Raw genomic sequence first — 25,109 nt, forward strand, 5'->3', positions numbered from 1 at the left:
TATTTGAAAAAATCGATAAAATTTGCCTTTAAAATAAAATTTTAAGCCAAAATTATTTATTTGTAATATCTATAAAAGCTAAACCTAAATCTCGTAGCAAAACTAGAAAATAAAATTTATCTCACAATTTTTGCTATGAAAATAAGCAAAAATTTTAATTAAAAATTATTTGCTACTATATACATTTGCGAATTTTAAAAGACATGGTTTTGATTAATGGGTGTTTTGTCTAATTTTATCACTCACAAATTATTTTTTTTAATATTCATTTTTTTACCTTAAATAAATTTTCTTCCCAAAAATGTAGCAAAATTGCCCCATTTGAATATGGATTCTACGCTCTTAAAGCCTGCGTTTATTAAAAGTTCGCGGTTTTTGGCCTCGCTAAAAGGCACTAAGACATTTTCAAGCGCCTTGCGTTTATTAGCGATTTGAGTTTTGCTATAACCTTGTGCTTGTTTGTAATTTTCATAAAGGCGCGTTATACTCGCATTTAGCGTGCTTTCATCATAAATTAACTTCTCGCTAAAAATTAAAATTCCGCCAGGATTTAATGCGCTAAAAATCCGCTCTAAAAAGCTAGCTCTATTTTGCGTGCTAATAAATTGTAAGGTGTAATTGACAATAAAAGCATCGCATTTTTGGAGCTGGCATTTTGACGCATCAGCACAAATTAGCTCGATTTTTGCCCCATAAGCTTGTGCTTTTTTGCTGGCTAGTTCTATCATCGGCGCGCTTAAATCAAGCCCACAAAGCACCAAATCGCTTCTTGCTTGTGCTAAAAATAATAAAAGGCTAGCAGTAGAGCAGCCAATATCGCACACGCTCGCATTTTGCGGCAACAAATCGCACAGCAATTCGCAAATTATCTTGCTTGAAATATCATAATATGGCACAGAGCGCGAAATCATATCATCAAACACGCTAGCAACTGCTTGGCTAAACTCAAAGGGCGCATTATTTGGAGTAGAAAATAATTCATCTTTCATAACTTGCCTTTAAAATTTTAATTGATTTTAGCATAAATTTATTAGGCTAAGAGCATAAATTTACACTAAAATTTCAGCTAAGATCTCTAAGGTGAGTGGAGTTTTGAGTGAGTGTTAAATCACAAGTTTTTGCTACATTTTTGGCAATTTCTATATCTTTTGCGATTTGGTTTTTTAAATCTTTTAGATCATAAAATTTCATATTATCGCGGATTTTTTCTATAAAACAAATGCGGATATTTTTTGGCGTACTTTTTAAATTTTCATCTATTATGTGGTTTTCTATGCTAAAAAGCCCATCAGTGCTAACGCGCGTGCCTATGAAAGTAATTGATGTGTAGGTTTTATCATCTATACGCGTGCGTGTGGCATAAACGCCATCTTTTGGCGTGGCATAAGGATAAATTATAAGATTTAAGGTAGGGTAAAGCTCGTGCTTGCCGATGCCTTGACCTTTTATCACCTCGCCTTCTACGCTGTATTCACGCCCTAGCAAGCGATTTGCGCGGTAAATATCGCCATCGCTTAAAAATCGCTTAATTGCTGAGCTATGGACGCCAAGCCCATCAAAACAAAACTCACTTACAACTATCACCTCGCCATTAAAAATCCTGCCCAAATCGTGCTTATCCCAGCCTCTATCCTTGCCAAATTTAAAATCATAACCTACCACAATGCGCTTTAAATTCTTAAAATCCCTACACAAAAGCCCGATAAAATAATCCCCGCGCAAATTTTTAATGTTTTTTAAATCATAGTAAAAACAAGGCACGCTAGCATATTCTTCTCGCCTTTGTTTTGGCGTTAGCGTGGCTTTGTCGCTTTCAATGATAATTAAAGCCCCATTTTCTCCAAGGCGTTTTATAAGCTCTTTATGGCCTTTGTGAAGCCCATCAAAATGCCCAATTGCCACAGCTTGAATATCGCTTTTTTGCGGATTTTTGCTACAGGCGGTGTCGCTTTTAAAATTTGCGGGCTTGGCGTTAAAATTTTCATCATTATTTATATTTATTTGGGCTTGGCCGCTGGCCTTGCGTTGTTTATTTATCTCATTTATCATATTTAAAGTAGCCTCATCCATAATCTAGCCTTTTTTATAATAAAAAAATATTTCTTGGTTGCCGTTTTTACCGCTAATTGCGCATTCTTGCTCGCAAAAAAGCACCCAGCCAAGCTCTCTTGCTTGCTCTTTAAATGCCATTTTTGCCTTTGTGATTTTTAGCGCGTCATTTACCACGCCTTTTTTGCTTCTTTTAGCATCTTTGCCTACTTCAAATTGCGGCTTAAAAAGTATGATTATATCATCATTTGCTAGCTGATTTATGCTAGGGATTATGTAGCTAAGTGCTATAAAGCTAACATCAGCCGTAATTAGCGCAAATCTTTGCTGGCAACTCTTAGTAAATTCCCTAATATCTGTATTTTCGTGCGTTTTTACTCTTTTGTCATTTTTTATTATATCTGCTAGCAAAGAACTACCTACATCAACACAATCTACGCTACAAACTCCATTTTCTAATAAAATTTGCGTAAATCCGCCAGCACTTGATCCAATATCTAGCGCGCATTTATTTACTAAATTAGGCGCAATTTCAGGTTTATTATTTTTTAAAAATTCCAAAAACGCCTTTAATTTTATCGCGCCACGACTTACGAATATTTCATCATCGCAAGATATCTTAGCCTCGCTTGATATATTTTGGCAAGGCTTTAAAATAATTAAATCATCAGCTTTAATTTTGCTTGCTTTTATTAGCTCACTTGCTTTATTTCTACTGATATTTAAGGCCTTTGCCACTGCTAAATCTGCTCTCATAACTCACCAAAAAATTGCGTATTTTAAAAAAATTTTATTTATTTTAAACTTAGTTAGCCTTAATTATTTTTATTTTTAAGGTATTTTTAAATAAAGCAAAAAATCATAAGCTTAGGCCAAATTTTATTATCAAAAGCTCTAAAATCCGCTACAATGCGCCATCAAAAGGACAAAAATGTCAAGGATTTTTTTAAACCCTCCCTTTATGGGGACAAATGAACTAAAATACATAAACGAAGTATTTAAAAGCAATTATATAGCGCCACTTGGGGAATTTGTGGATAGATTTGAACAAGCCATTAAGGCCTATACTAACGCGCCTTACGCGCTTGCGCTAAACTCAGGCACAGCGGCCTTACACCTTGGGTTAAAATCACTTGGGCTAAATGATGGTGATTGCGTGCTTGCAAGCACTTTTACTTTTATTGCTAGTGTTAATCCTATAATTTATGAGCGTTGCGAGCCAATTTTCATCGATAGTGATGAAAGCTGGAATTTAAGCCCAGAACTTTTAGAAAAAGCCATAAAAAGCGCGCCAAAAAAGCCAAAAGCACTGATCTTAACGCATCTTTACGGACAACCAGCAAAAATAGATGAAATTATGCAAATTTGCTCAAAATATGAAATAGCCGTTATCGAAGATGCTGCTGAGGCGCTTGGGGCTAGATTTAATGATAAAGCCCTTGGTTGTTTTGGGAGTTTTGGCGCGTATAGCTTTAATGGCAATAAAATCATCACTTGCGGTGGCGGCGGTATGCTAATTAGCAATGATGAAAACTTACTATCTCACGCAAGATATTTAAGCACGCAAGCGCGCGAACCCCTGCTTTATTACGAGCATAAACAAAACGGCTATAATTACCGCCTAAGCAATGTTTTAGGTGCTATTGGCGTAGGGCAAATGGAGCTTTTAGATGAGAGGATAAAACGCAAAAGAGAAATTTTTGAACTTTATAAAAGCGAGCTTAGTGATGTGGCTGATTTTATGCCTGAAATAGCGCGCGGGCGTGGCAATAGATGGCTTAGCACGCTAGCTTTTAAGCAAAAAGGGGCACATTTAAGGGTAATTGATGCGTTAAACCAGGCAAATATCGAAAGTCGCCCGCTATGGAAACCAATGCACACACAAAGCGTGTTTAGCGGAGCAAAAGCCGTGCTTAATGGCACAAGCGATGATTTATTTGCGCGGGGATTATGCTTGCCAAGCGGGGCTAATATGAGCGATGAAATGGTGCTAAAAATCGCTAAAATAATAAAATCCGCACTTTAAAATTTGCGCACGAAATTTTAAAAATCTACATAATGAAATTTTAAAATTTGTGCGTAGAATTTTTAAAATTTTAAGTTAAATTTTAAAAATTCACATAATAAAATTTCTAGAAATTTATGCGTATAATTTTTTAAGATCTATATAATAAAATTTCTAAAAATTTTCAAGTTAAATTTTAAAAATTTATAAAAGCCGTAAAAATTAAAACGCTTGCTTGTAATTTAACTTACAACGCCCATAAATGCTAGCAAATTTTAAAATCCGCCTAGCAAAAACTATTTAAAAATTTTAAAAATCAAATTTTAAAATTTAAAAAACCAGCACTTAAAAAATAAATTTTAATCCACATCTAGCTTATTTTTGTAATCATTTAAGGAATTTTGCCGACTGGCTAAATATTTGTTTAATTTATGTTTATTTTCTTCAAAGAAAAGTTCAAAATCGTTTTTATTAGAAATTTTATCCTCGCCAAAGCGATCAAGCATTACATTTGAATTGCCCACAAGCACCAAATATTTGCGATTTTCGTATTTTAAAAGCATTAATTTATTTTGCTCATCAAGAGATTTTTGGCATAAAATTTTAACATCGTTAGCATTATCTAAGCCAAAATCTAAATCAAATTTTACATTTGCTTTATCAACCTCGTTATTTTCTTGTTTTTTTTGTGTTTGTGCTGGGATGTCAAAGGATAATTTTTGATTTTTAGTGCTTGGTTTTTCATTTAGCTTTTTTTGTTTTCGCACAATTGCTCTTTTAATAATCAACAAAATCACGCACAAAACGCCCAAAACTACAATCACACTGATATATCTATTATCTAAATCCGCGTTTTCTTGCGTGTTTATCGCGCTAAAATCTAGCGCGGCATTTGTGATTCTTGCGCGCATACTTAAAGCATCAGTGCTTTTTGCTACCATTATTTTAAGTTTATTTGCTGATTTAATCTGTATTTGTAAGGATTTATCGGCGTTTAAGATGCTTATGGATTCTAAAATTTTAGAATCAAGGTTATTGGTGCTGGCGTTATTTGTGTTTAGATTATCAAAAAGTAAAAATGTAAGTCCGTTTGCGTTTTGCTGGCGGATTTTGTCGTTAAATGGCTCATCAAATTCTAGCATAATATCTACATAATCATCTTGTATCGTAAAATCATAACTAAGCAAATTAGCAGCAAAGCTAAGATTAAAAAATAAAGATAAAAGCACGCCAATTCGAGCAAATTTCATTGAGAAAGCTCTTTTTTAAAATACTGAATTACAGATTTTGAATCTAAAATTTCATTTATGCGAATGGCTAGGTTTTTTTCATAAACCATAACCTCGCCCTTGCCAAAAATGCAATTATTTACATATAATTCCACACTCTCGCCCGCTGGCTTTTCAAGATCTATAATGCTCCCTACTCCAAGAGATAATAACTCACGCACACTAATACTTGATGTGCCAAGCTCACTAATAAAATCCACATAAATATCTAATAATTCATCATAGCCGTGAAAAAGTCCATTTGGGCTTAGTTCTTCATTTGTCATATTTTTTTATAACCTATTTGGAGTGTTTCGTTATTGATTTTATAAAGTTCTTTTTCGTCAAATTTTATAGGAAAACTTTCTACAACGCCTAAAAACTCAGGCGTGCCAAGCTTGGTTTTTACATTATTTGCATCAGTTAAAAGCATCTTGGCATAGCCTATGATTTGGTTGGCTAATTCGCGCGAAATATCGGCTAAATCACTTTGATTAAAATTTGATTGTAAAAGTTGCTCGGCTACTATATTTAAAAGCTCATTTTTAAAATATAAATAAAATTGATACTCACACATTACGCCTTTATCATCTTCAATATAAAGCGGTATAGATGAGCCATAAACGCCATTTTCTAAACTTGCATTTTTTTCAAGCTTTGCTCCCATCACACCGCATATATGCAAGATAGATTCGCCAACTGCTTGCATTATCTCCATATCTAACTCCTAAAAAATTGCGCCATTATACATAAAAAGGCTTGAAAATCCTTTAAAATTTTAAAATTTTAACCATAAAAGCTACTTTCTAGCGATCTCTATGGCTCTTAGCTCTCTTATTACATTTACTTTTATCTCGCCTGGGAATTGCACCCTTTCTCTAATTTCATTTGCGATTTCTTTTGCTATAAGCACAGCCTCATCATCATTAACCAAACTTGCATTTGCTATTACGCGTATTTCGCGCCCTGCGTTTATGGCATAGGCTGCTTTTATGCCTTCTTTTGAGGTTGCGATGTTTTCTATTTCTTGGACGCGTTTTAAAAAGGCTTCTAAAACTTCACGCCTAGCACCCGGTCTTGCAGCTGAGAGCACATCAGCAGCGCAAACTGCTGCACTTTCTACACAATCAGCCTCAACATGCCCGTGATGTGCGTATATGGCATTTATTACCGCAGGATGCTCTTTGTAGCGTTTGCATATTTCAGCGCCTAAATCCACATGTGAGCCTTCGTGCTCGTGAGTTAGGGCTTTGCCTATATCGTGGAGTATGCCAGCGCGTTTTGCTAGCTTTTCATCACCACCTGTTTCTGCTGCTATAATGCTTGCTAAATGCGCTACTTCTAGGCTGTGAGCAAGGGCGTTTTGCCCATAACTTGCGCGAAATCTTAGCTTGCCAATTAATTTTATTATTTCAGGGTGCATGTTGCTTATGCCTAAATCCATTAGGATATTTTCGCCCTCTTCTAGTATATTTTCTTCAAATTCTTGGCTTACTTTTTTGTAAATTTCTTCTATCCTGGCTGGTTGTATGCGCCCATCTTCTACCAAAAGCTCTACTACGCGCGTAGCTATTGCTCTGCGGTATAAATTAAAGCTACTTAAAACTATCGCATTTGGCGTATCATCTATAATAACCTCCACGCCCAGCACCATTTCAAGCGTTTTGATATTGCGCCCTTCTTTGCCTATTATGCGCCCTTTTAGCTCGTCATTTTTGATATTTACCACATTTATCAATCTCTCAGCAGCAAACTCGCCAGCAAAACGGCTAGTAGCTTGTGCTAAGATAAAATTTACGCGCTTTTTTATTTCTTTTTTGGTTTCTTCTTCGTATTTTCGCACTATGTGGGCTATGTCTGCGCGGGAGTTTTCTTCTACTCTGGCTAAAACTATGGCTTTTGCTTCATCTTGGGTTAGCCCTGCTTGGCGTTCTAAGGTTTTTAGGGCTTCTTGCATTTTTTCTTGGTAAATATTTTTTAGATTTACGCCCTCATCATATAGGCTTTGAGCTTGAAATTTTTGCTTTTCTAAATCACTTCTTTGGGTTTGAATTACATCTAATTCGCTTTTGATTATGCCCTCTTGGCGCTGTATTTCGTTAAATTTTGTGTTGTATTCTTTTTGTAATTGTGCGCTTTTATCTTCATAAACTTTCTTAGCTGCTAATTCTGCTTCGCTTACTTTAATATTTGCATCTTTTAAAACATTTTTTGCTTCAAATTCTATGGCCTTTGCCTTAGCCTTTGCTTGCTCTACAAAAATTCCGTAGCTTGCTTCGTTTATCTTGCGAGCTACTAAATAACCAGCTAATGCGCCTGCTATCAGCATGCAAGCTACTAGCACCGAATCTAAATATTGTATCATGCTTTGTCCTTTTATAAATTTTATAAGGCGTGAGATAAAACTCAGCCCTAATATCATGCAAACAGCAAATTTTGCGCCCTATAAACAAATCCAATATGCTTACAAAAATCACGCAAGGCATATAATTTAAAGAGCTAAAAAATCTATCATAAAAGCCTTTGCCATGCCCTATTCTTGCCATATTTGCATCTACTCCTATTACTGGGATTATTGCTAAATCAATCCTTGGTGTGCGACCATTAGAGTCATTAGCTTGAAGTATATTAAATCTGCCCCGCGTAAAAGGCAAGCGCAATTTTACAATTTTCAAACTTTCATCTAGCATAAATGGCACAAAAATATTGATATTTTTACTTAAAATTTGCCTTAAACGCAAAACATCTACTTCATAATCCGTTGGAATATAAAGCAAAATATTTTTAGTTTTTTTATTTTTGATAATATTTTTTAATACGCCTAAAACGCTATAATGAACGCATTTTGCTTGATGATTTTTGTTTGATTTTAATTTGCTTTTGGCATAAATTCTAAAAGAATTTTTATCTAGCATTTATAAACTTTTTGATAAAATCTGCGCTTGAATTCAAAATTTAGGGCAAAATATGAAATGCGCACGCGCCATTATATCATTTATTTTTTTAGCTTTAATGCTAGTATCTTGTGATAATCAGCAAAACCAAAACGAAACAAACTTGCAAAATCCCCAAGATAGCACCCAAACAAACGAGCCAAGCCAAACCACAGCCCAAATAGGCCTAAATTACTACCAGCCATTTACTCTTTATTTAAGCAGTGGCAAAACAATAAACATGCAAAAAACCGAACAAGGTTTTAAAACAAATAGCGATAAAATCATTTTACTTCACTTTTTTACCAGCTCTTGTGGCAAGCCTTGTATGGTTCAAAGCGCGTATTTACAAGGCTTTGCAAAAAAATACCCTGATGATTTACGAGTAATTGGAGTGTTGCTTGAAGATCACGATGAAAATAGCATAAGGGATTTTGCCAAACAAGAAGAAATAAATTATGAATTAAGCTATGGTCAAAATAATTATTTAATCGCAAAAGCGGCAAATAGCGAGCTAGATGGGATACCAACTAGCATTTTGTATGATAAAAACGGCAATTTTATACGCTCTTATGATGGCATAACTCCGCCTGAAATGATTGAATCTGACATAAAAAAAGAGCTATAAAATGCCTTTTGCTTTTAAAATTTATATATTAAAAAGGGTTTTTTATGCTTAATTTTTTATCCAAAACTTTAAATGTTTTTAAATCAAACACAAGCCAAGTAGTTACAAAAGATGTGCTTTTAGATGCCCTTTTAGAAGCTGATGTAAGCTATGAAATAGCAGAAGAAATAATTTATTATTTGCCACCACAAGAACGCGTAAATAAAGATGATTTAGAGCGCGTGATGAAAACTTATTTTTTATACAGCCACGAATTACCAAGCGCAAAGCCACTAGTTACAATGCTTATAGGCGTAAATGGCGCTGGCAAAACCACCACCTCAGCCAAACTTGCTAATTTACACAAAAAAGCCGGCAAAAGCGTTATTTTAGGCGCTGGTGATACTTTTAGGGCTGGGGCTATCGAGCAGCTTAAACTTTGGGGCGAGCGTTTGGGCTTGCCAGTAATTGCTAGCAAGGCAAATGGCGATCCAGCAAGCGTGGCATTTGATACAATATCTTCTGCGCTAGCGCGAGGCATAGAAGTAGCCATAATCGACACCGCAGGCAGATTACAAAACCACAAAAATCTAGGCGCAGAGCTTGAAAAAATCGTGCGTATAAGCAACAAAGCCTTAAATGGCGCGCCACATCAAAAGCTTTTAGTAATTGATGGCACCGGCGGGCAAAACAGCATAAATCAAGCAAAAGCCTTTAACGAGCTAATCAAACTTGATGGCATTATCATTACAAAGCTTGATGGCACGGCAAAAGGTGGTGCGCTTTTTGGTGTGGCACGCGAGCTTGAATTGCCTATTGTTTATATAGGCACTGGCGAGGGCGTTGATGATTTACAAGGATTTAGTGCGGATTTTTTTGTAAAATCCATAGTTGAGGCGATATTTTCTAGGTCGCATTAAAATTTTAAAGTTATGAAAGCCAAGAAGTAGCAAAATGGCTCAAAACAAAAATCCCTTAAAATCTGGCATCAAAAAAGCAGTCGCCCTAGGCTATAACAAAGAACGCGACAATGCCCCAAAAATCCTAGCAAGCGGCAAGGGCGAACTAGCAAATAACATAATCCAAGCCGCAAAAGAACACAATATCCCAATCAAAGAAGATAAAGATTTAGTAGAAATTTTAAGCAAAATTGACATAAACCAAGAAATCCCGCCAAATCTTTACAAGGCCGTAGCTGAGGTGTTTAGCTTTTTATACCGCACCACAAAAGATTAAAAATTTAAAATTTCTTAAAATTTAAGGATTAAAATTTAAAATTTCACAAAGATTAAAAATTTTAAAATTTTAAAATTTAAAGATTAAAATTTAAAGTATGTTGAAGCTAGCGCACAGCGCAAAATATTTTAAGCCAGCGAACAAGCGCATTAGGCAACGCCAAAATTTTAAAAATGAAAATTTAAAAATTAAAATTTAAAAATTTCACAAAGATTAAAATTTTAAAATGTAAAAATTTCAAAATTTAAAGATTAAAATTTAAAAAAATTAAATTTTAAAATTTAGCAAAATTTTTGCGCTGTAAAATCTTTAAGCCAAATTTTAATTTACTTGCAAATCTTTTCAACACACAAAGACGCAAGCATTAGCCCAAAGCTAGCCGTTACCCCCATAAAACTGCCAAGACGCGTGCATTTTGGCGTTTCATTTGAGCAAACCACCATAAAATCGCCCTTAAAATTTGCCCTGCGTAATTCATAGCGGATTTTGCGCGCAAAAGGATCATTGCTTGTTTGCCAAATGCTTTTAACGCTGATTTTGCTAGCATCAATGCGCCTAGCAGCACCAAGTGAGCTAAAAAAACCTATGCCTAATTCATCGCATTTTTTGGCTAGTAAAATTTTAGCTTTTACATCATCGATAGCGTCTATTACGATATCATAAGCACTAAAATCAATTTTATTTATACTATTTTCATCGATGCGTAAATTAAAAGCTATTATCCCAGCAAAAAGGCGTGAAAAAACCTCAGCTTTTAACTCCCCCACAAACTCGCTGCCGATTTGGCGGTTTTGATTAGTGATATCAAAACTATCGCAATCAAGCACGCTAATATGCCCTACCCCGCAGCGATACAGCGCGCTAATTGCCGCCCCACCAACGCCGCCACACCCGCAAACTAACATTTTTGCTCTTTGTAATTTTATAAAATCATCGCCAAAAAGCCAGCGCGAGCGCGTGAATCTATCTATTTTTTCTAAATTTTGAGAGTTAAAATTTTGCTCGCTTAAATTTTGCTTATTTAAAATTTGCTCGCTTAAATTTTGTGTGTTGTTTATTGTAAGCATTTTTTTAAATTCTCTAAACTTTCATAAGCTGTGGCATCAAATTTTATGGCACTAAGACTAGCATAATCATTTAAAATCGCGCCTATATCGGTATTTAAATCATTTGCGCTTTCACATTTAACGCAAGGCTCGCCTATCCAAATATAGCCTCTCCCGCGCGGATCTATGGCTTCTTTTATGGCTACATCATAGTTTTTTTGCCCCATTTTTGTAACTTTTAGCCCTTTATAATCTTGCTTGCTCACAGCTGGAATGTTAAGATTTAAAAACTCTTTTTTAGCAATTTGTAGCTCGTTATTTAAAATTTTTTTAATAAGATTTATGCTGATTTTACAAGCCAAATCATAGCCATATTTATCCAAGCTATCACCAGCATAAAACTGCGAAATAGCAATGCTTTTAATGCCTTGAAGTGCGCCTTCTTTTGCCCCAGCGCAAGTGCCTGAGTATGAAATATCCTCAGCCACATTACACCCGTAATTGATCCCGCTTATTATAAGATCTGGCATAGCACTAAAAAACTTAGCTAGGCCTATATACACGCAATCTGCCGGCGTGCCATCTTCAAGGCGGTAAAAATCATCACTGATTTTAAACAAATGTAAAGGGTTATGCAAGCTTAGCGAATGCGAACAAGCTGATTTTTGGCGATTTGGGGCTATTGTAAGCACGCGCACATCGCTTAAATTGCTTTTTAGCATATTTTGTAAAGCCACAAGGCCAGCCGCATCAAAACCATCATCATTAGTAAGTAAAATTTGCTTCATTTTAGAGCCTTTTTTTTTAGTTTAATTGCTATAATAGCAAAAAATCTAAGGAAAAACATTGAAAATTTTAGCCACTTGTTTAGAAAACTCAGCAAATCTACATTTAAAAAGCGTGCTTTATGAGCTAATTAAACGCGAAAAAATAGAACTTTATGGAATTTTCAGCAAAGATATAGAAAATTTCTTAAACTCCCAAGATGGCTGTTTAGCGCACGCAAGCTATGATAGTTTAGAGTTTAATGCGATGGGCTTTATGCAAATTTTACCTTTAATTTTTAAAGCCAAAAGAGCCATTAAAGAACTCAAACAACTAGCAAATAGCGTAGATGCCGTGCTTTTAATAGATTCGCCAGATTTTAATTTGCCTCTTGCTAAGGCTTTAAAAAATGCCAAAATTAGAGCAAAAATTACTTATTACATCTTACCCCAAGTTTGGGCATGGCGTAAAGGCAGGGCCAAGCAAGTTGAAAAATACTGCGATAATATCGCATCTATTTGGCCTTTTGAAAAGGATTTTTATCAAGGCGCAAGCTTTGTTGGTCATCCGCTCTTAGATGAGATTAAGATTCAAAAAAACCCACAAAAAAGCAATAAAATCGTCTTTATGCCAGGTTCAAGAAAACAAGAAATTTCACACTTAATGCCGATTTTTCGCACTCTTGCGCCTTGCTTGAATGAAGAAAAAATCATCGTAGTTCCCCAGTATTTGCGCGGTAAAGAAAATGAATATTATGGGGATTTAAGCGGATTTTCTTTAAGTTATGATGGGCTTGATGCGCTAGCAAATGCTGATTTTGCCTTTATTTGCTCTGGCACGGCTACTTTGGAGGCTGCTATAATTGGCACGCCTTTTGTGCTTTGTTACAAAGCGCGCGCGTTTGATATTTGGCTTGCAAAAAAGCTAGTAAAAATCAAGCATATCGGGCTAGCAAATATTATTTTTGATTTTTTACATTTAAAGCCCTTACACACCGAGCTTTTACAAGATGAGCTAAATATAGATAATTTATTAAAAGCTTACCACAGCGCAAACCCTAGCGATTTTTTACAAGCTTCAACTAAGCTTAAAAGCTACCTACAAACTGGCAGTGCAAAAAGCGTGGCAAATATCATAATGCCGTGGAGATTTAATGCTTTTAATTCTTGGTAAAAGCACAAATTTTAATGCGCGCAAATTTTAAAAGCACTAAAATTTTAATGCGCGCAAATTTTAGGCTTTAATTTGTGATTATATCGTAGTTTTGCGGTATTTTCGGCTCTAATAATTCTTTGTTTATGACTTCATTTTTGTGCGTATTTTTTAGCGTGATTTTAACATCATTGCCTAATTTATCTGTGTAGCTAATTTGTGCTGGCAAGGCATTTTGCGTGAAAATGCGGTATTTTACATCATCAAAATTTGCCTCAAAGGTGCTTTTATTTATTTGTTTGGCCCCGGATAAAAGCGTTAAGAGATCGGGCGCATCGCTGATTTGCGTGATAACAGCTTGCTCTAAATCAGGCTCTAAAATTGTGATATTTGTTTTAGAAAAATACACAAATTTTAAATTAGGATTTTCATACTGCCAAAACGCGCCAAATTTTGAATCTATAATAAAATGCCCGCTATAAGTGATGGATTTATTTTGGTTAGTTATTGTTTGCGTAAAATCACTTTTTAAGGTATCAAACTCCAAATCATTTGCGTTTAAAATTTTAAAACTCAAAACCAAAAATAAAAAAAATCTCTTCAAAATAAGTCCTTTTATAAAAGCTTTCAAGCATTATACTAAGCAAAAATTAACGCAAGATTAGTTAATATTTGCGCTTTAAATTTTCACAAGGCAAAAAGATGATTAAAAGCATTGCTAGAAAGATTTTTGGCACAAAAAACGATAAAGAGCTTAAAAAATACGCAAAAAGAATAAGCGCGATAAATTTATTAGAATACGAATACGGCGCGCTCACAGACAGCCAGCTACAAGCAAAATTTGATGAAATTAAGCTAAAAGTAAGAAATAACGAACTAAGCTTAGATGATGTTTTAAATGATGTATTTGCCATAGTTAGAGAAACATCAAAGCGCGTTTTGAATATGCGCCATTTTGATGTGCAGCTAATTGGCGGCTTGGTGCTAAATGATGGCAAAATAGCCGAAATGAAAACTGGCGAGGGCAAAACGCTAGTTGCTACCTTACCCGTGGTATTAAATGCACTAAGCGGTAAGGGCGTGCATGTAGTTACGGTAAATGACTATCTAGCCAAGCGCGATGCAACGCAAATGAGCCAGATTTATAATTTCTTAGGTCTTAGCGTTGGCGTGGTTTTGAGCGGACAAAATGATGAAATGGCGCGAAAAGAGGCTTATGCTTGTGATATTACTTATGGCACAAATAACGAATTTGGCTTTGATTATTTGCGCGATAATATGTGCTTTGAAGCTGATGCAAGGGTTCAAAGAGCGCATAATTATGCTATTGTAGATGAAGTTGATAGTATTTTAATAGACGAAGCGCGCACACCGCTAATCATCTCAGGGCCTACAAATCGCACGCTTGATGGCTATATCAAAGCTAATGATGTAGCAAAAGCCATGCAAAAAGGCCAAGCCCCGCTTGATACACTAGATAAAAACGCCAAACCCACAGGGGATTTTGTAGTAGATGAAAAAAATCGCACCATAATGATCACAGAACAAGGCATACAAAAAGCAGAAAAACTTTTTGGCGTGGATAATTTATATAGCCTAGAAAATGCCGCCCTTAGCCATTATTTAGATCAAGCCTTAAAAGCGCATAATTTATTTGAAAAAGATGTTCAATATGTGGTAAGAGATGGCGAGATTGTGATAGTTGATGAATTTACTGGGCGTTTAAGTGAGGGCAGGCGATTTAGCGAGGGCTTACATCAAGCCTTAGAGGCAAAAGAAGGCGTAAAAATCAAAGAAGAAAGCCAAACCCTAGCTGATATAACCTTTCAAAATTATTTTCGCCTTTATAACAAATTAGCTGGTATGACAGGCACAGCCCAAACAGAAGCTAGCGAGTTTAGCCAAATTTATAAATTAGATGTAATCACCATTCCTACGAATCTACCAGTGCATAGATTAGATAAAAACGATGTAATTTATAAAAGTGAAAAAGAAAAATTTAAAGCCGTGATCGAAGAAATAAAATCAGCAAATGCCAAAGGCCAGCCAGTGCTTGTAGGCACTGCTAGCATAGAAAAAAGCGAAATTTTACATAAGCTTTTAATAAATGAAAAAATCGCGCACAATGTGTTAAATGCCAAAAACCACGAAAAAGAAGCACAAATCATACAAACAGCCGGCGCAAAAGGCGCTGTAACAGTGGCTACAAATATGGCAGGGCGTGGCGTGGATATTCGCATAAATGATGAAGTGCGCGCTCTTGGCGGGCTGTATATAATAGGCACAGAAAGGCACGAAAGCCGCCGCATAGATAACCAACTCCGCGGGCGTAGCGGGCGTGGGGGCGATCCAGGCATTAGTCGCTTTTTTTTAAGTTTAGAAGATAATTTATTAAGGATTTTTGGCTCAACAAAAATTAAAAATATAATGGATAAATTAGGCGTAGAAGATGGCGAAAGCATAGAAAGCGGTCTAATAACAAGAGCCATAGAAAACGCACAAAAAAAGGTAGAAAGCTTACATTTTGAAGCCAGAAAGCATATCCTTGAATATGACGATGTAGCAAATGAGCAAAGAAAAACCATCTACAAATACAGAAACGAGCTTTTAGATCCAAATTTTGATCTAAGCGCAAAAATCATCTCAAACCGCGCTGAGTGGGTAGCAGATATGCTAAATAACGCCGGCCTTTATGCCCAAGATTTAAGCGAGAATATCAATTTAGATGCGCTTTGTGCGCAAATTAACGAACAAAGCGGGATAAAATTAACGCCAAACGAGCTAAACGGGCTTGATTTTGATGAAATTTCTAAAAAAATAGAGCAAATTTTAAGCAATAATTATGAAGAAAAAATGAGCCAGCTAAGCCCGCAATCTCGCCAAAATATCGAAAAAATGCTGTATTTACAAATACTAGATCGTGCGTGGAGAGAGCATTTATACCAAATGGACACGCTAAAAGCTGGCATAGGCTTGCGCGGGTATAATCAGCGCGATCCCCTAACTGAATACAAAAAAGAAAGCTTTAATTTATTTATGGAGCTAGTTCGCACGCTTAAAATCACCTCAGCTAAAACCCTAAGCCTAGTGCGTTTTGAGCTAAGCGATGAGAGCGCAAATGAAAGCGGCCAAAGCGCAAGAGAAAATAAAATAAATAAAAAACCAAGCAGAAACGATCCTTGCCCTTGTAAAAGTGGCAAAAAATATAAGGATTGTTGCGGTAAAAGTGGGCCTAAATTTTAGTTTTCATAAATTTTAATTTTTGAAATTTTAAAAATTTTGAGTTTTAAATTTTAGTTTTTGAAATTTTGAAATTTCATAAATTTTAAGTTTTGAAATTTTGAAAATTTGTCAATTTTGAAATTTTATAAGTTTTAAATTTTAATTTTTGGAATTTTAAAATTTTAAGTTTAATTGAGCGCACAAATTTTAATTTATGCCCTAAAAATTAAAAGTAAATTTTAAGTGTGAGTTATGGAAAATCCGTCTTTTTTAAAAGAACAAATCATTACTTATCTTGGCAATAAGCGCTCTTTGCTTGCTTTGATTGAATGCGCTATCAACCAAATAAAAGCAGATTTAAGGCTTGATAAAATCAGTTTTGCTGATGTATTTTCTGGCTCTGGCGTGGTTTCGCGCCTTGCCAAAGCGCATTCAAATATAATCTACGCAAATGATTTAGAGCTTTATAGTTTTATCATAAATCAATGCTATTTAAGCAATTTTAATAAAATTTTAAGCGATAAAATTGATGAGTTTTATGCTTTTTTACACAAGGATTTAGAGCTTAAAAAAGGCTTTATTAGCGCGCTTTACGCCCCAGAAAATGAAGAAAATATAAAAAAAGGCGAGCGAGTATTTTTTACCACGCAAAATGCTATGTTTATTGATTCAATAAGGCAAAAAATCGAGCTAATCCCAAAGGATTTTCAATGCTTTTTTATAGCACCGTTATTATATCAAGCTAGCGTTCATAATAATACTGGCGGAGTTTTTAAAGGCTTTTATAAAGATCAAAATGGCATTGGAAAATTTGGCGGCACAAAAGAGCAAGCACTTTCGCGCATTAAAGGACAAATCAGCCTGCCAAAGCCGATTTTTTCAAATTTTAATTGTGATTTTTGTGTAAGGCAAATGGAGAGTTTGGATTTTGCTAAAAGCTGCGAACGCGTGGATATTGCGTATTTAGACCCGCCTTATAATCAGCACCCGTATGGCTCAAATTATTTTATGCTTAATTTAATTGCTTCTTATAAAAAACCAAGCCAAATAAGCAAGATTAGCGGAATTCCAAAGGCGTGGAACAAAAGCATATACAACCAAAAAGCAAAGGCAAAAGATGCCTTTTTTACGCTCTTAGCTAGCCTAAAAGCAAGATATTTAATAATCTCATTTAATAACGAAGGCTTTATTAGCAAGGCTGAGTTTTGCGAGTTTTTAAATAAAATCGGCCAAACACAAATCCTAGAAAAAAAATACAACGCCTATAAAGCCAGCAGAAATTTAAATAATAGAGATTTACACACAACTGAATATTTATACATCATAAAAAAATAAATGCCTAATTTATGGCAAATTTTAATGCCAGCGCATTTATAAATTAAAATTTATAAAAATGGAGCATAAAATGCTTGAAATTTTAAAAATTAGCTTTAAAAAGGCCAAAAGTGGTAAAATATTTATTATTTCGTTATTTGCGCTTTGATAAATCCCAGCCTTTTATTGCGCTTTGCTCGCTGCTTGCGTTTTTGGGCGTTAGTATAGGCTTGATGGTGTTAATAATTGCTATGGGCATAATGAATGGCTTTGATAAAGAATTTGAGCGCAAGCTTTTTGCGATGAATTATCCAATTACGATTATTCCAGCATTTCGTGGTGGCATAAATGATGAATTAGTAAAAACTTTAAGCACGAAATTCCCGGATTTAAAATTTAGCCCCTATCTTAGCACTCAAATCGTCTTAAAAAATGGCGACTCTCTTGAAGGTGGCTTAATTTTTGGCGTAAATTTTGATAAAGAAAGACAAATAAACTCAGTGCTAAATACAGCCTTAAATAAGCTTCAAAAATCCCCACAAAATTTTGAAATCATCATCGGCAAGGGCTTATTTGATGAGTTTGGCTTGCGCCAAAATGATAAAATCACTGCTATTTTTATGCACTCTAATCCAACAGGTTTTGGCATCAGCCCACAACTAAAACGCTTTGATGTAAGTGGATATTTTCACTCAGGCCTAATAGCCTATGATAAGGGCTATTCATACACAAGCCTTAGCGCACTAAGAAAGCTTTTAGGCTTAAACCAAGGCCAATATCACGGCATTCATGTATTTTCAAATAATCCAAAAAAAGATATAAACGCGCTAAAATCCACCCTGCCTGTTGGCTTTGGCGCGATTGGCTGGTGGGAGCAAAATGGCAATTTTTTCTCAGCCTTAGAGCTTGAAAAGCGCGCTTTGTTTATTGTTTTAATGCTTATTATTTTAGTAGCAAGCCTAAATATAATCAGCTCTCTTTTAATGACCGTGATGAATCGCCGCGCTGAAATCGCCCTACTTTTAGCACTTGGAGCAAGCAAAAATGAAATTAAAAATAGCTTTTTCGCACAAGGTTTGGTTATAGGCGGGAGCGGAATTATTTGTGGTTTGATTTTGGGCTTAATTGGCATTTGGCTTCTTGGAAATTTTGAGATTATATCATTGCCAGCTGATGTTTATGGTAGCTCAAAATTGCCTATGGAGCTTAGTTTTAGCGATTTAATGCTTACTTTATTTGGCTCTTGTGTGATAGTAGCAGCTTCTAGCTTTTATCCAGCCAAAAAAGCAGCAAATGTAGATGTATTAAATACTTTAAGAAACGAATAAAATTTGCTTATATTAAAATTTAAAGGATTTATATGGACAATAAAGAAGAAGTAGTAATAATAGAAAACAACGAAAAAAACGAACAAGAAAGCACAAAGCAAAATAGCATAGATGAAAGCCAAGAGTTTATACCGCTTGAAGAATTAGATACCATCAAGCAAAGCACAATCTCCCAAGAAGAGCAAATAAGCCACGAGCCAAAAGAAAAAAAGCTTAATAAAAGGCTGATTATTTTAATATCTGCTGGCCTTTTAGGGGCTGTGCTTTTGGTGATGATTTTATTTTTATTGCTAAATAAAAACGAAGAGCCAGCCCAAAACGAGCCACCAATTCAAACCGAGCCAGTAAAACCAATAGAAAATAGCTATAAAATCGATAAAACACGCATCGAAGATATGATAAAAAAAGCAAACTCACTTTATGAAAATGGAGATAAATTTGAAGCCTTGAAAATTTATGAAAATGTGGCTATTTATAATGAAGCACTTTCGTATTATAACCTTGGCGTATCCCAAATGAACCAAGAAAAATTCCAAGATGCCATCACAAGCTTTCAAAAAGCCATCACAAACCACGAAAATACCGATGTTTCAGCATTAAATGCTGCTGTGTGTGCCTTACATTTAAAAGATGAAAAACTATTTCATCATTATTTAGATATCGCGCGCGCTTATCTAACTAAAAATTCAAGCGGATTTTTATATTACAGCGCGCTAATTAATTATTACCGCGGATATTATATAGAAGCACTTTATATTTTAAATAGCATTAAAGATAATTTTTATTCAAATAACGCGCTGTATTTGCGTTCTAAAATTTTAAGTATGTTAAGGCTTGATAAAGACGCCATAAACGAACTAAACAAAGTAAAAGACTACAACATAAACTTACCGCTTGGGCTTTTAAACGCTAGAATGGGCAATTATCACCAAGCCCTAACCCACCTAAATAAAATCAAAGAACCAGACCCAAAAGCCCAAGAAGCAAAGCTAGCTAGCACGCTAATCTTACTTAAATTAGGTATGTATGCGAGCGCAGCTCAAAATTTAAAAGAACTAAATGATAAAAACGCAAGCATAATTACTAGCATTTATCCTATAAAAACAGCTTTAAAAGATGATTTTTTCAACCTCAACGCAGCTCAAAAATCTTTTAGAGAAAAAGACTTTTTTCACAAGCAAAGCACTTATGGAATTTTATTTTACTACACGCCTTATCAAGTTTTTAATGCCGACCAAACCATAGAATACACGCAAAAAGGCGGTATTAGCGTTTTTATAAATCAAAACAAAGAAGCAGATGAATACCTAAAAGCCTCAGGCCTAATCAGTAGCGTAAATGCAAAGCTAACAAAAGCTATCTCAAAAGTGCTTTCAAACGAGCTAAGATCAGCAAACAAGCTCTTTAAAGAACTAATCAAACAATACCCAAATCATCATGTTTTACAATTTAATCTAGCATTAAGCTATGCTCAGCTTTTTGATTTTGCAAATGCTTATAAGCACTTTATCACAAGCTACCATCTAAACCCTAAAAACCATCTTGCAGGCATTTATGCCGTAATTTGCGCACAAGTAATACACAAAGATTATCGCAATTTATACAATGAAGTAAGCGATGGCATAAATGCTGATGATAGCTTAGAGCAAGATAATTTTTATTCTACTTTATTATTTTTTGTGCGCGATAATACAGGCGCGCTAAATCGCTGGCTAGATCAAGATAAAGCAAAAGATACCTTAGAGCACGCTTTTAGCTATATAGCTAGCGTTATGACAAATAGAAAAGATGAAAGCAAAAAGCATAGCTTGGTGATTTCAAAAACCTTGCCAAATGATTTATTAAGCGGACTTTTGGAGTTTTTAGCATACAATGAACACTCAAATATCAAAGAATACGCCAAAAATGTGCAAATAAATTTTTTTAATGCAAAAATCGATTTAAGCGCGATTTATGGCGGATCAAGCATAGTGCGCGAAATTTTTGTCAAGCTTTTACAAATTTCAGGCCTAGTTGATACCTTTCGCAATGCCGTAATACAAGACTTAAAGCTAGCAAGTGCCGATAAAATCGATGGTATGCGCACAACTCTTGCGTATTTGGATTTATTTTCACGCCATTATGACGAGGCTTATGAAATTTTAAATGATTTAGTCCATAACAAAAAAGAAAATGACGCCCAAACGCTATTTTTAGCAGCAGCTGCTAGCGTGGGTGCTGGGCATTTACACAATGGAGTAGCTTATTTAGAGCTTGCCAAACTCACAAACCCCACAGCACCTGGCAACCGCGTAGCACTTGGCTTTTTATACCACGAGCTTGGCAACATACCAGCAGCCATTTCACAATATGAAAGCCTAGGCAATAGCGATTATTTAAATAGATTTTTTACTTTTCATTTGGCTGAATAATTTAGTCAAAAAGGCCAAATTTTAAAAGCCTTAAAATGAGCTAAAAATATGATTAAAAATTTATTTATACTAGCGTGGCACATTTTGCTAAAATCGCGCTTTAAATCAGCTATCAAAAACAAGGTAAATAATGCGTAATTTTATCCTAAAAGAAAATAAAATTTTATTTTTACTTATTTTAAATATCGCAATTTTAATTTATGCTTGCGCTAATATAAACATAAGCTATGACGAAGCCCAAATATATTTTAGCCATAGCTCATTTTTACGCAAACAAGGCTTTTTACACGAATTAACCGGGCTAAGCATGAGCGCATTTGGCGATATTTTAGGGCTTGATTTTGCCATTAGAATGCCTTTTGTATGCGCTCATTTAATAAATATTTATTTATTTTATTTGCTAAGCCGTAAAATTTTAATTAGCCACGATGATAGCATTTTGAGTGTAGTGATTTTTATGTTTTTGCCTGGCGTTTTAGCTAGTGCTGTGCTAGTAAATAATGCCGTTTTTATCATTATGCTTAGCCTTGGCGCGCTTTTATGTTTTAGTTATTCTCGTTTTAAAACGCTTATTTTTTTATTTATTTTTAGCATTTTTATTTCAAATGCTTTTATTACGCTTTATTTGGCTTTATTTTTTTATGCGCTTTATACTAAAAATCGCGCTTATGGCGTGCTTGGGGCTATATTTATATTAGTTTGGCTTTTTGTTTTTGATTTTGAAATTTCAGGCAAACCACGCGGTTATTTGCTAGATACTATGGCTATTTATGCTGCTGTTTTTTCGCCTTTTATTTTTATTTATTTTATTTATGCGCTTTATAGAATTTGGGTTAAAGAAAGCAAGGATTTTTTATGGTTTATTAGTTGTGTGGCTTTTTGTTTAAGCTTGATTATTTCGGTGCGCGCTAAGGCTCCGCTTGAAGCATTTTTGCCATTTTGTGTGATTTTTTTGCCACAAATGCTTAGGTTATTTTTAAACTCTATGCGCGTTAGACTGCCGGCATTTCGCACAAAATATAAAATTTTAGGCGCATTTTTGCTTTTTAGCTTAATCTTACAAAACCTAGCAAGCATTTTTAATGCGCCCTTATATTTATTAAACCAAAACGCTAAAAATCATTTTATGTATAATTATGATATAGCAAAAGAGCTAGCTACTAAATTAAAGCAAAATGATGTTTATAGCGTCTATACCAGCGATGAAAAGCTAAGACTTAGATTAAAATTTTATGGCATTGATTCTAGTTTTAAGGCTAGACTTTCTACCCAGCAATGCGCCAAAAACGCTAGCAAAATTAGCATTGAAAAGCTAGGCAAACAAATCGCCCTATTTTATTTATGCAAATAACAGCTAAATATGCTATAATCCCGCCCAACTTCAAAAAGGACAATTATGAAAAAAGCTTTCACATTATTAGAATTAATTTTTGTCGTGGTAATTGCTGGGATTTTGGCCTTTGTTTTAATCCCAAAATCAAGCGACACAAAACTTCTTGAATCAGCAAATCAACTCATCTCGCATATTCGCTACGCACAGCAACTAGCCCTAAATAACGATCAATTCGACCCAAACGATAAAAATTGGTATAAAAAAATGTGGAGAATTGAGTTTGAAAATAACGGCACTTATAAAGTTTGGCGTGGCAATGAAGCTCAATCTAATAAAATAGCACCCGATCCAGCAAATCCTGGCCAAAAGCTAAAAGATGTGCAATTAAAGCGCGGAATTATCGCTAAGGCTAATAAAAAGGTTATCTTTGACGAGCTAGGTCGCGTATATAGCGATCAAGCCACAACTAAATCTTATGAACATAAAATAGATCAAAACACCACCATTAAGCTATGTAAGGGCAGTGCTAGTAGTGATTGCACAGGCAAAGAACACATCAAGCTAAGCATAGAGCCAGAAACTGGCTATATCTTGCCAGAGCATTGTGGCGCCGCAAATAAAGATGGATTTAGTAGCTGCAAAGTTTTAGATATTTAAAACCAAAAAAAGCAAATTTTAAAATTTGCTTTAATCGGCTAAACCAAAGGAAAATATGAAAAGAGCCTTTACTTTAATTGAGTTAGTTTTTGTCGTGGTAATTGCTGGGATTTTAGCTTTCGTTTTAATACCAAAATCAAGCGACACAAAACTACTCCAAGCCACAAATCAAATCATCTCGCACATCCGCTACACACAATCTTTGGCCATAAACGGCGATCAATTCGACCCAAACGATAAAAATTGGTATAAAAAAATGTGGAGAATTTCTTTTAGCAATATCAACAACAAAAAAGACGACAAATATAATGGCTGGAATTATGTCGTTTGGCGCGATAGCCAAGGTAATAGCACAGCAAATCCAAACTCTCCAAAAGAAATAGCCCCAGATCCAGCAGCGCCTGGGAAATTATTATACGCTAATGTTAGCGGCGGGCATAGATGGGTAAGCGATAGCACAAGAAACCCAAAGCTAAATTTAACCAACACCTACAACATAAAAGATATAAAATTCGCAAATTTTAAAAAAAAGAACTCAAAAACTTTAATTTTTGATGAATTAGGGCGCGTTTATTCGCCTAAAATAGATAATCCCTACGACAACAAACACGACCAAATAGCCACCATCACGCTAAGTAACGCAAGCGGTGCTAGCATAACCATAATGATAGAACCAGAAAGTGGCTATGTGTGTATCGCTAAAAAAGAAAAAGATCTAATCACTTGCGATGAAAATTATAATTTATAAGTAAAAAGGCTTTGCTCAATTAAAATTTCAAAGCCTAAATAAAATTTATTCTTGCAAACAACTTACAAGCACGGTATTTACGATATCTTCTACACTACACCCACGGCTTAAATCATTTATAGGTTTATTTAATCCTTGTAAAATCGGCCCAATCGCCACCGCATTACTAGCGCGCTGAACGGCCTTATAGCAGATATTACCAGCATTTAAATCAGGGAAAATAAACACATTTGCGCGCCCTGCCACGCAAGAATCTGGCATTTTTAATTTTGCTACTTTTTCATCAACGCTAGCATCAAATTGCATTGGCCCATCAATGCTAAGCGTGCTATCAAGCGCGCGAGCTTTAAGCATAGCCTCGCGCACAAAATCCACCATTTCGCCTTGTGCGCTATTTGCTGTGGCATAGCTTAGCATAGCCACCTTAGGCTCTAAGCCAAAACCGCGCGCCGTGCTGGCTGTGGCTAGTGCAATGCCCGCTAGCTCATCAACGCTAGGCTTAGGGCAAATCGCACAATCAGCAAAAATCCACACCTTATCTTTTAAACACATTATAAAAGATCCGCTCACACTACTAACGCCTGGTTTCATCTTAACAAATTGTAATGCCGGGCGGATAGTTTGGGCTGTGGTCGTGCTAGCTCCGCTTACCATAGCGTGCGCTAAGCCTTTATAAACTAACATTGTGCCAAAATAAGTGCGATCTTTTATCAGCTCATCTGCTTGGCTCTTACTTAAACCCTTATTTTTTCGCAATTCATAAAGCGAGTTTGAAAAATCCTCTAAATACTCGTTATTTGCTGGATTTATAAAATTAGCCGAGCCCAAATCGCAATTTAACTTGCTAGCTTTCATTAAAATTTCATCTTTATCGCCTAATAATATAATCTTACAAAGCTTATCTTTAAGCAATTCATCACAGGCTAAAAGCACGCGCTCATCATCACTTTCAGGCAAAACCACAACGCGCGAAAGCCCGCTTGCTTTAAGCCTTAATTCATTTAAAAAATCACTCATTTTTAATCCTTTGGAACT

General features: G+C 35.3%; 24 protein-coding genes and 1 pseudogene. 13 read left to right on the top strand and 12 right to left on the bottom strand.

The window, feature by feature from the left end; genetic code table 11:
* Positions 1-278 precede the first annotated feature (278 nt).
* The 3 genes from cmoA to tlyA form a co-directional block, all read right to left on the bottom strand.
* The gene (gene cmoA / locus CINF_RS06600; RefSeq protein WP_179974965.1) at positions 279-989 is read right to left on the bottom strand and encodes a carboxy-S-adenosyl-L-methionine synthase CmoA; all 711 of its coding nucleotides are present in this window, start codon (positions 987-989) and stop codon (positions 279-281) included.
* Between the two features lie 73 nt (positions 990-1,062).
* Positions 1,063-2,070, bottom strand: a complete 1,008-nt coding sequence (locus CINF_RS06605; RefSeq protein WP_240156101.1) for a bifunctional riboflavin kinase/FAD synthetase — start codon at positions 2,068-2,070, stop codon at positions 1,063-1,065.
* 3 nt (positions 2,071-2,073) lie between these two features.
* Positions 2,074-2,805, bottom strand: coding sequence for a 23S rRNA (cytidine-2'-O)-methyltransferase TlyA (tlyA, locus tag CINF_RS06610; protein WP_178696332.1), 732 nt, complete (start codon positions 2,803-2,805; stop codon positions 2,074-2,076).
* A gap of 175 nt (positions 2,806-2,980) precedes the next feature.
* Between tlyA and CINF_RS06615 the strand changes: the two genes are divergently transcribed.
* Entirely contained in the window at positions 2,981-4,075 is a 1,095-nt protein-coding gene (locus CINF_RS06615; RefSeq protein WP_179974966.1) for a DegT/DnrJ/EryC1/StrS family aminotransferase, read from the top strand.
* A 338-nt stretch (positions 4,076-4,413) separates the two neighbouring features.
* Here the strand turns inward: CINF_RS06615 and CINF_RS06620 are convergent, their stop codons facing one another.
* The 5 genes from CINF_RS06620 to CINF_RS09000 all read right to left on the bottom strand — a co-directional run bounded on the left by CINF_RS06620 (position 4,414) and on the right by CINF_RS09000 (position 8,237).
* Positions 4,414-5,304 (bottom strand): hypothetical protein, encoded by an 891-nt coding sequence (locus CINF_RS06620; protein WP_179974967.1) that lies wholly within the window; start codon positions 5,302-5,304, stop codon positions 4,414-4,416.
* Positions 5,301-5,609: a flagellar motor switch protein FliN gene (gene fliN, locus CINF_RS06625; RefSeq protein ID WP_178696326.1), complete on the bottom strand. Its 309-nt coding sequence runs from the start codon at positions 5,607-5,609 to the stop codon at positions 5,301-5,303. Before fliN ends, CINF_RS06620 begins: the two co-directional genes overlap by 4 nt.
* Positions 5,606-6,040: a restriction endonuclease gene (locus tag CINF_RS06630; protein ID WP_240156102.1), complete on the bottom strand. Its 435-nt coding sequence runs from the start codon at positions 6,038-6,040 to the stop codon at positions 5,606-5,608. Before CINF_RS06630 ends, fliN begins: the two co-directional genes overlap by 4 nt.
* An 81-nt stretch (positions 6,041-6,121) precedes the next feature.
* Entirely contained in the window at positions 6,122-7,651 is a 1,530-nt protein-coding gene (gene rny, locus CINF_RS06635) for a ribonuclease Y (RefSeq protein WP_240156172.1), read from the bottom strand.
* Positions 7,560-8,237, bottom strand: a complete 678-nt coding sequence (locus tag CINF_RS09000; RefSeq protein ID WP_240156103.1) for a 5-formyltetrahydrofolate cyclo-ligase — start codon at positions 8,235-8,237, stop codon at positions 7,560-7,562. The genes rny and CINF_RS09000 overlap by 92 nt, the downstream gene beginning before the upstream one ends.
* A 52-nt stretch (positions 8,238-8,289) precedes the next feature.
* Here CINF_RS09000 and CINF_RS06640 point away from each other — a divergent pair, with 52 nt between their 5' ends.
* The 3 genes from CINF_RS06640 to CINF_RS06650 are packed head-to-tail and all read left to right on the top strand — an operon-like array spanning position 8,290 to position 10,098.
* Positions 8,290-8,883 carry a TlpA family protein disulfide reductase gene (locus tag CINF_RS06640; protein ID WP_178696322.1) on the top strand — a complete coding sequence of 198 codons (594 nt, stop codon included), beginning with the start codon at positions 8,290-8,292 and terminating at the stop codon, positions 8,881-8,883.
* Between the two features lie 44 nt (positions 8,884-8,927).
* A complete protein-coding gene (gene ftsY, locus CINF_RS06645) occupies positions 8,928-9,782 on the top strand; it encodes a signal recognition particle-docking protein FtsY (protein ID WP_179974968.1) in 855 nt (284 codons plus the stop codon).
* A 34-nt stretch (positions 9,783-9,816) separates the two neighbouring features.
* Entirely contained in the window at positions 9,817-10,098 is a 282-nt protein-coding gene (locus CINF_RS06650; RefSeq protein WP_178696318.1) for a FlhB-like flagellar biosynthesis protein, read from the top strand.
* Positions 10,099-10,424: 326 nt separating this feature from the next.
* Here CINF_RS06650 and CINF_RS06655 read toward each other — a convergent pair whose 3' ends face one another.
* Complete coding sequence (locus CINF_RS06655; protein ID WP_179974969.1) at positions 10,425-11,165, bottom strand: tRNA threonylcarbamoyladenosine dehydratase; 741 nt, start codon at positions 11,163-11,165, stop codon at positions 10,425-10,427.
* The gene (gene surE / locus CINF_RS06660) at positions 11,153-11,932 is read right to left on the bottom strand and encodes a 5'/3'-nucleotidase SurE (RefSeq protein WP_178696314.1); all 780 of its coding nucleotides are present in this window, start codon (positions 11,930-11,932) and stop codon (positions 11,153-11,155) included. Before surE ends, CINF_RS06655 begins: the two co-directional genes overlap by 13 nt.
* A 58-nt stretch (positions 11,933-11,990) precedes the next feature.
* Between surE and lpxB the strand changes: the two genes are divergently transcribed.
* A complete protein-coding gene (gene lpxB, locus CINF_RS06665) occupies positions 11,991-13,082 on the top strand; it encodes a lipid-A-disaccharide synthase (RefSeq protein WP_179974970.1) in 1,092 nt (363 codons plus the stop codon).
* 67 nt (positions 13,083-13,149) lie between these two features.
* Here lpxB and lolA read toward each other — a convergent pair whose 3' ends face one another.
* Positions 13,150-13,665 carry a LolA-like outer membrane lipoprotein chaperone gene (gene lolA, locus CINF_RS06670; protein WP_179974971.1) on the bottom strand — a complete coding sequence of 172 codons (516 nt, stop codon included), beginning with the start codon at positions 13,663-13,665 and terminating at the stop codon, positions 13,150-13,152.
* 98 nt (positions 13,666-13,763) lie between these two features.
* Between lolA and secA the strand changes: the two are divergent.
* From secA to CINF_RS06705, 8 genes and pseudogenes are all read left to right on the top strand, one after another.
* Positions 13,764-16,131: pseudogene (secA, locus tag CINF_RS06675) on the top strand (preprotein translocase subunit SecA); the annotation flags it as partial.
* Positions 16,132-16,148: 17 nt separating this feature from the next.
* Positions 16,149-16,304 (top strand): SEC-C metal-binding domain-containing protein, encoded by a 156-nt coding sequence (locus tag CINF_RS09175; RefSeq protein WP_476695829.1) that lies wholly within the window; start codon positions 16,149-16,151, stop codon positions 16,302-16,304.
* 231 nt (positions 16,305-16,535) lie between these two features.
* Entirely contained in the window at positions 16,536-17,618 is a 1,083-nt protein-coding gene (locus tag CINF_RS06680; RefSeq protein WP_179974973.1) for a DNA adenine methylase, read from the top strand.
* A 110-nt stretch (positions 17,619-17,728) separates the two neighbouring features.
* A complete protein-coding gene (locus tag CINF_RS06685; RefSeq protein WP_179974974.1) occupies positions 17,729-18,925 on the top strand; it encodes an ABC transporter permease in 1,197 nt (398 codons plus the stop codon).
* A 32-nt stretch (positions 18,926-18,957) separates the two neighbouring features.
* On the top strand, positions 18,958-21,336 hold the full coding sequence (locus tag CINF_RS06690) for a tetratricopeptide repeat protein (protein WP_179974975.1): 2,379 nt from the start codon (positions 18,958-18,960) through the stop codon (positions 21,334-21,336).
* A gap of 130 nt (positions 21,337-21,466) precedes the next feature.
* A complete protein-coding gene (locus CINF_RS06695) occupies positions 21,467-22,687 on the top strand; it encodes a hypothetical protein (RefSeq protein WP_179974976.1) in 1,221 nt (406 codons plus the stop codon).
* 45 nt (positions 22,688-22,732) lie between these two features.
* Positions 22,733-23,326 carry a pilus assembly FimT family protein gene (locus CINF_RS06700; protein WP_179974977.1) on the top strand — a complete coding sequence of 198 codons (594 nt, stop codon included), beginning with the start codon at positions 22,733-22,735 and terminating at the stop codon, positions 23,324-23,326.
* A 55-nt stretch (positions 23,327-23,381) separates the two neighbouring features.
* Positions 23,382-24,074 carry a pilus assembly FimT family protein gene (locus CINF_RS06705; RefSeq protein WP_179974978.1) on the top strand — a complete coding sequence of 231 codons (693 nt, stop codon included), beginning with the start codon at positions 23,382-23,384 and terminating at the stop codon, positions 24,072-24,074.
* 45 nt (positions 24,075-24,119) lie between these two features.
* On the opposite strand, the gene pta is transcribed toward CINF_RS06705, so the two are convergent.
* On the bottom strand, positions 24,120-25,091 hold the full coding sequence (gene pta, locus CINF_RS06710) for a phosphate acetyltransferase (protein ID WP_179974979.1): 972 nt from the start codon (positions 25,089-25,091) through the stop codon (positions 24,120-24,122).
* Between the last annotated feature and the right edge of the window lie 18 nt (positions 25,092-25,109).

This window comes from Candidatus Campylobacter infans (assembly GCF_013416015.1).
Lineage (GTDB): Bacteria > Campylobacterota > Campylobacteria > Campylobacterales > Campylobacteraceae > Campylobacter > Campylobacter infans.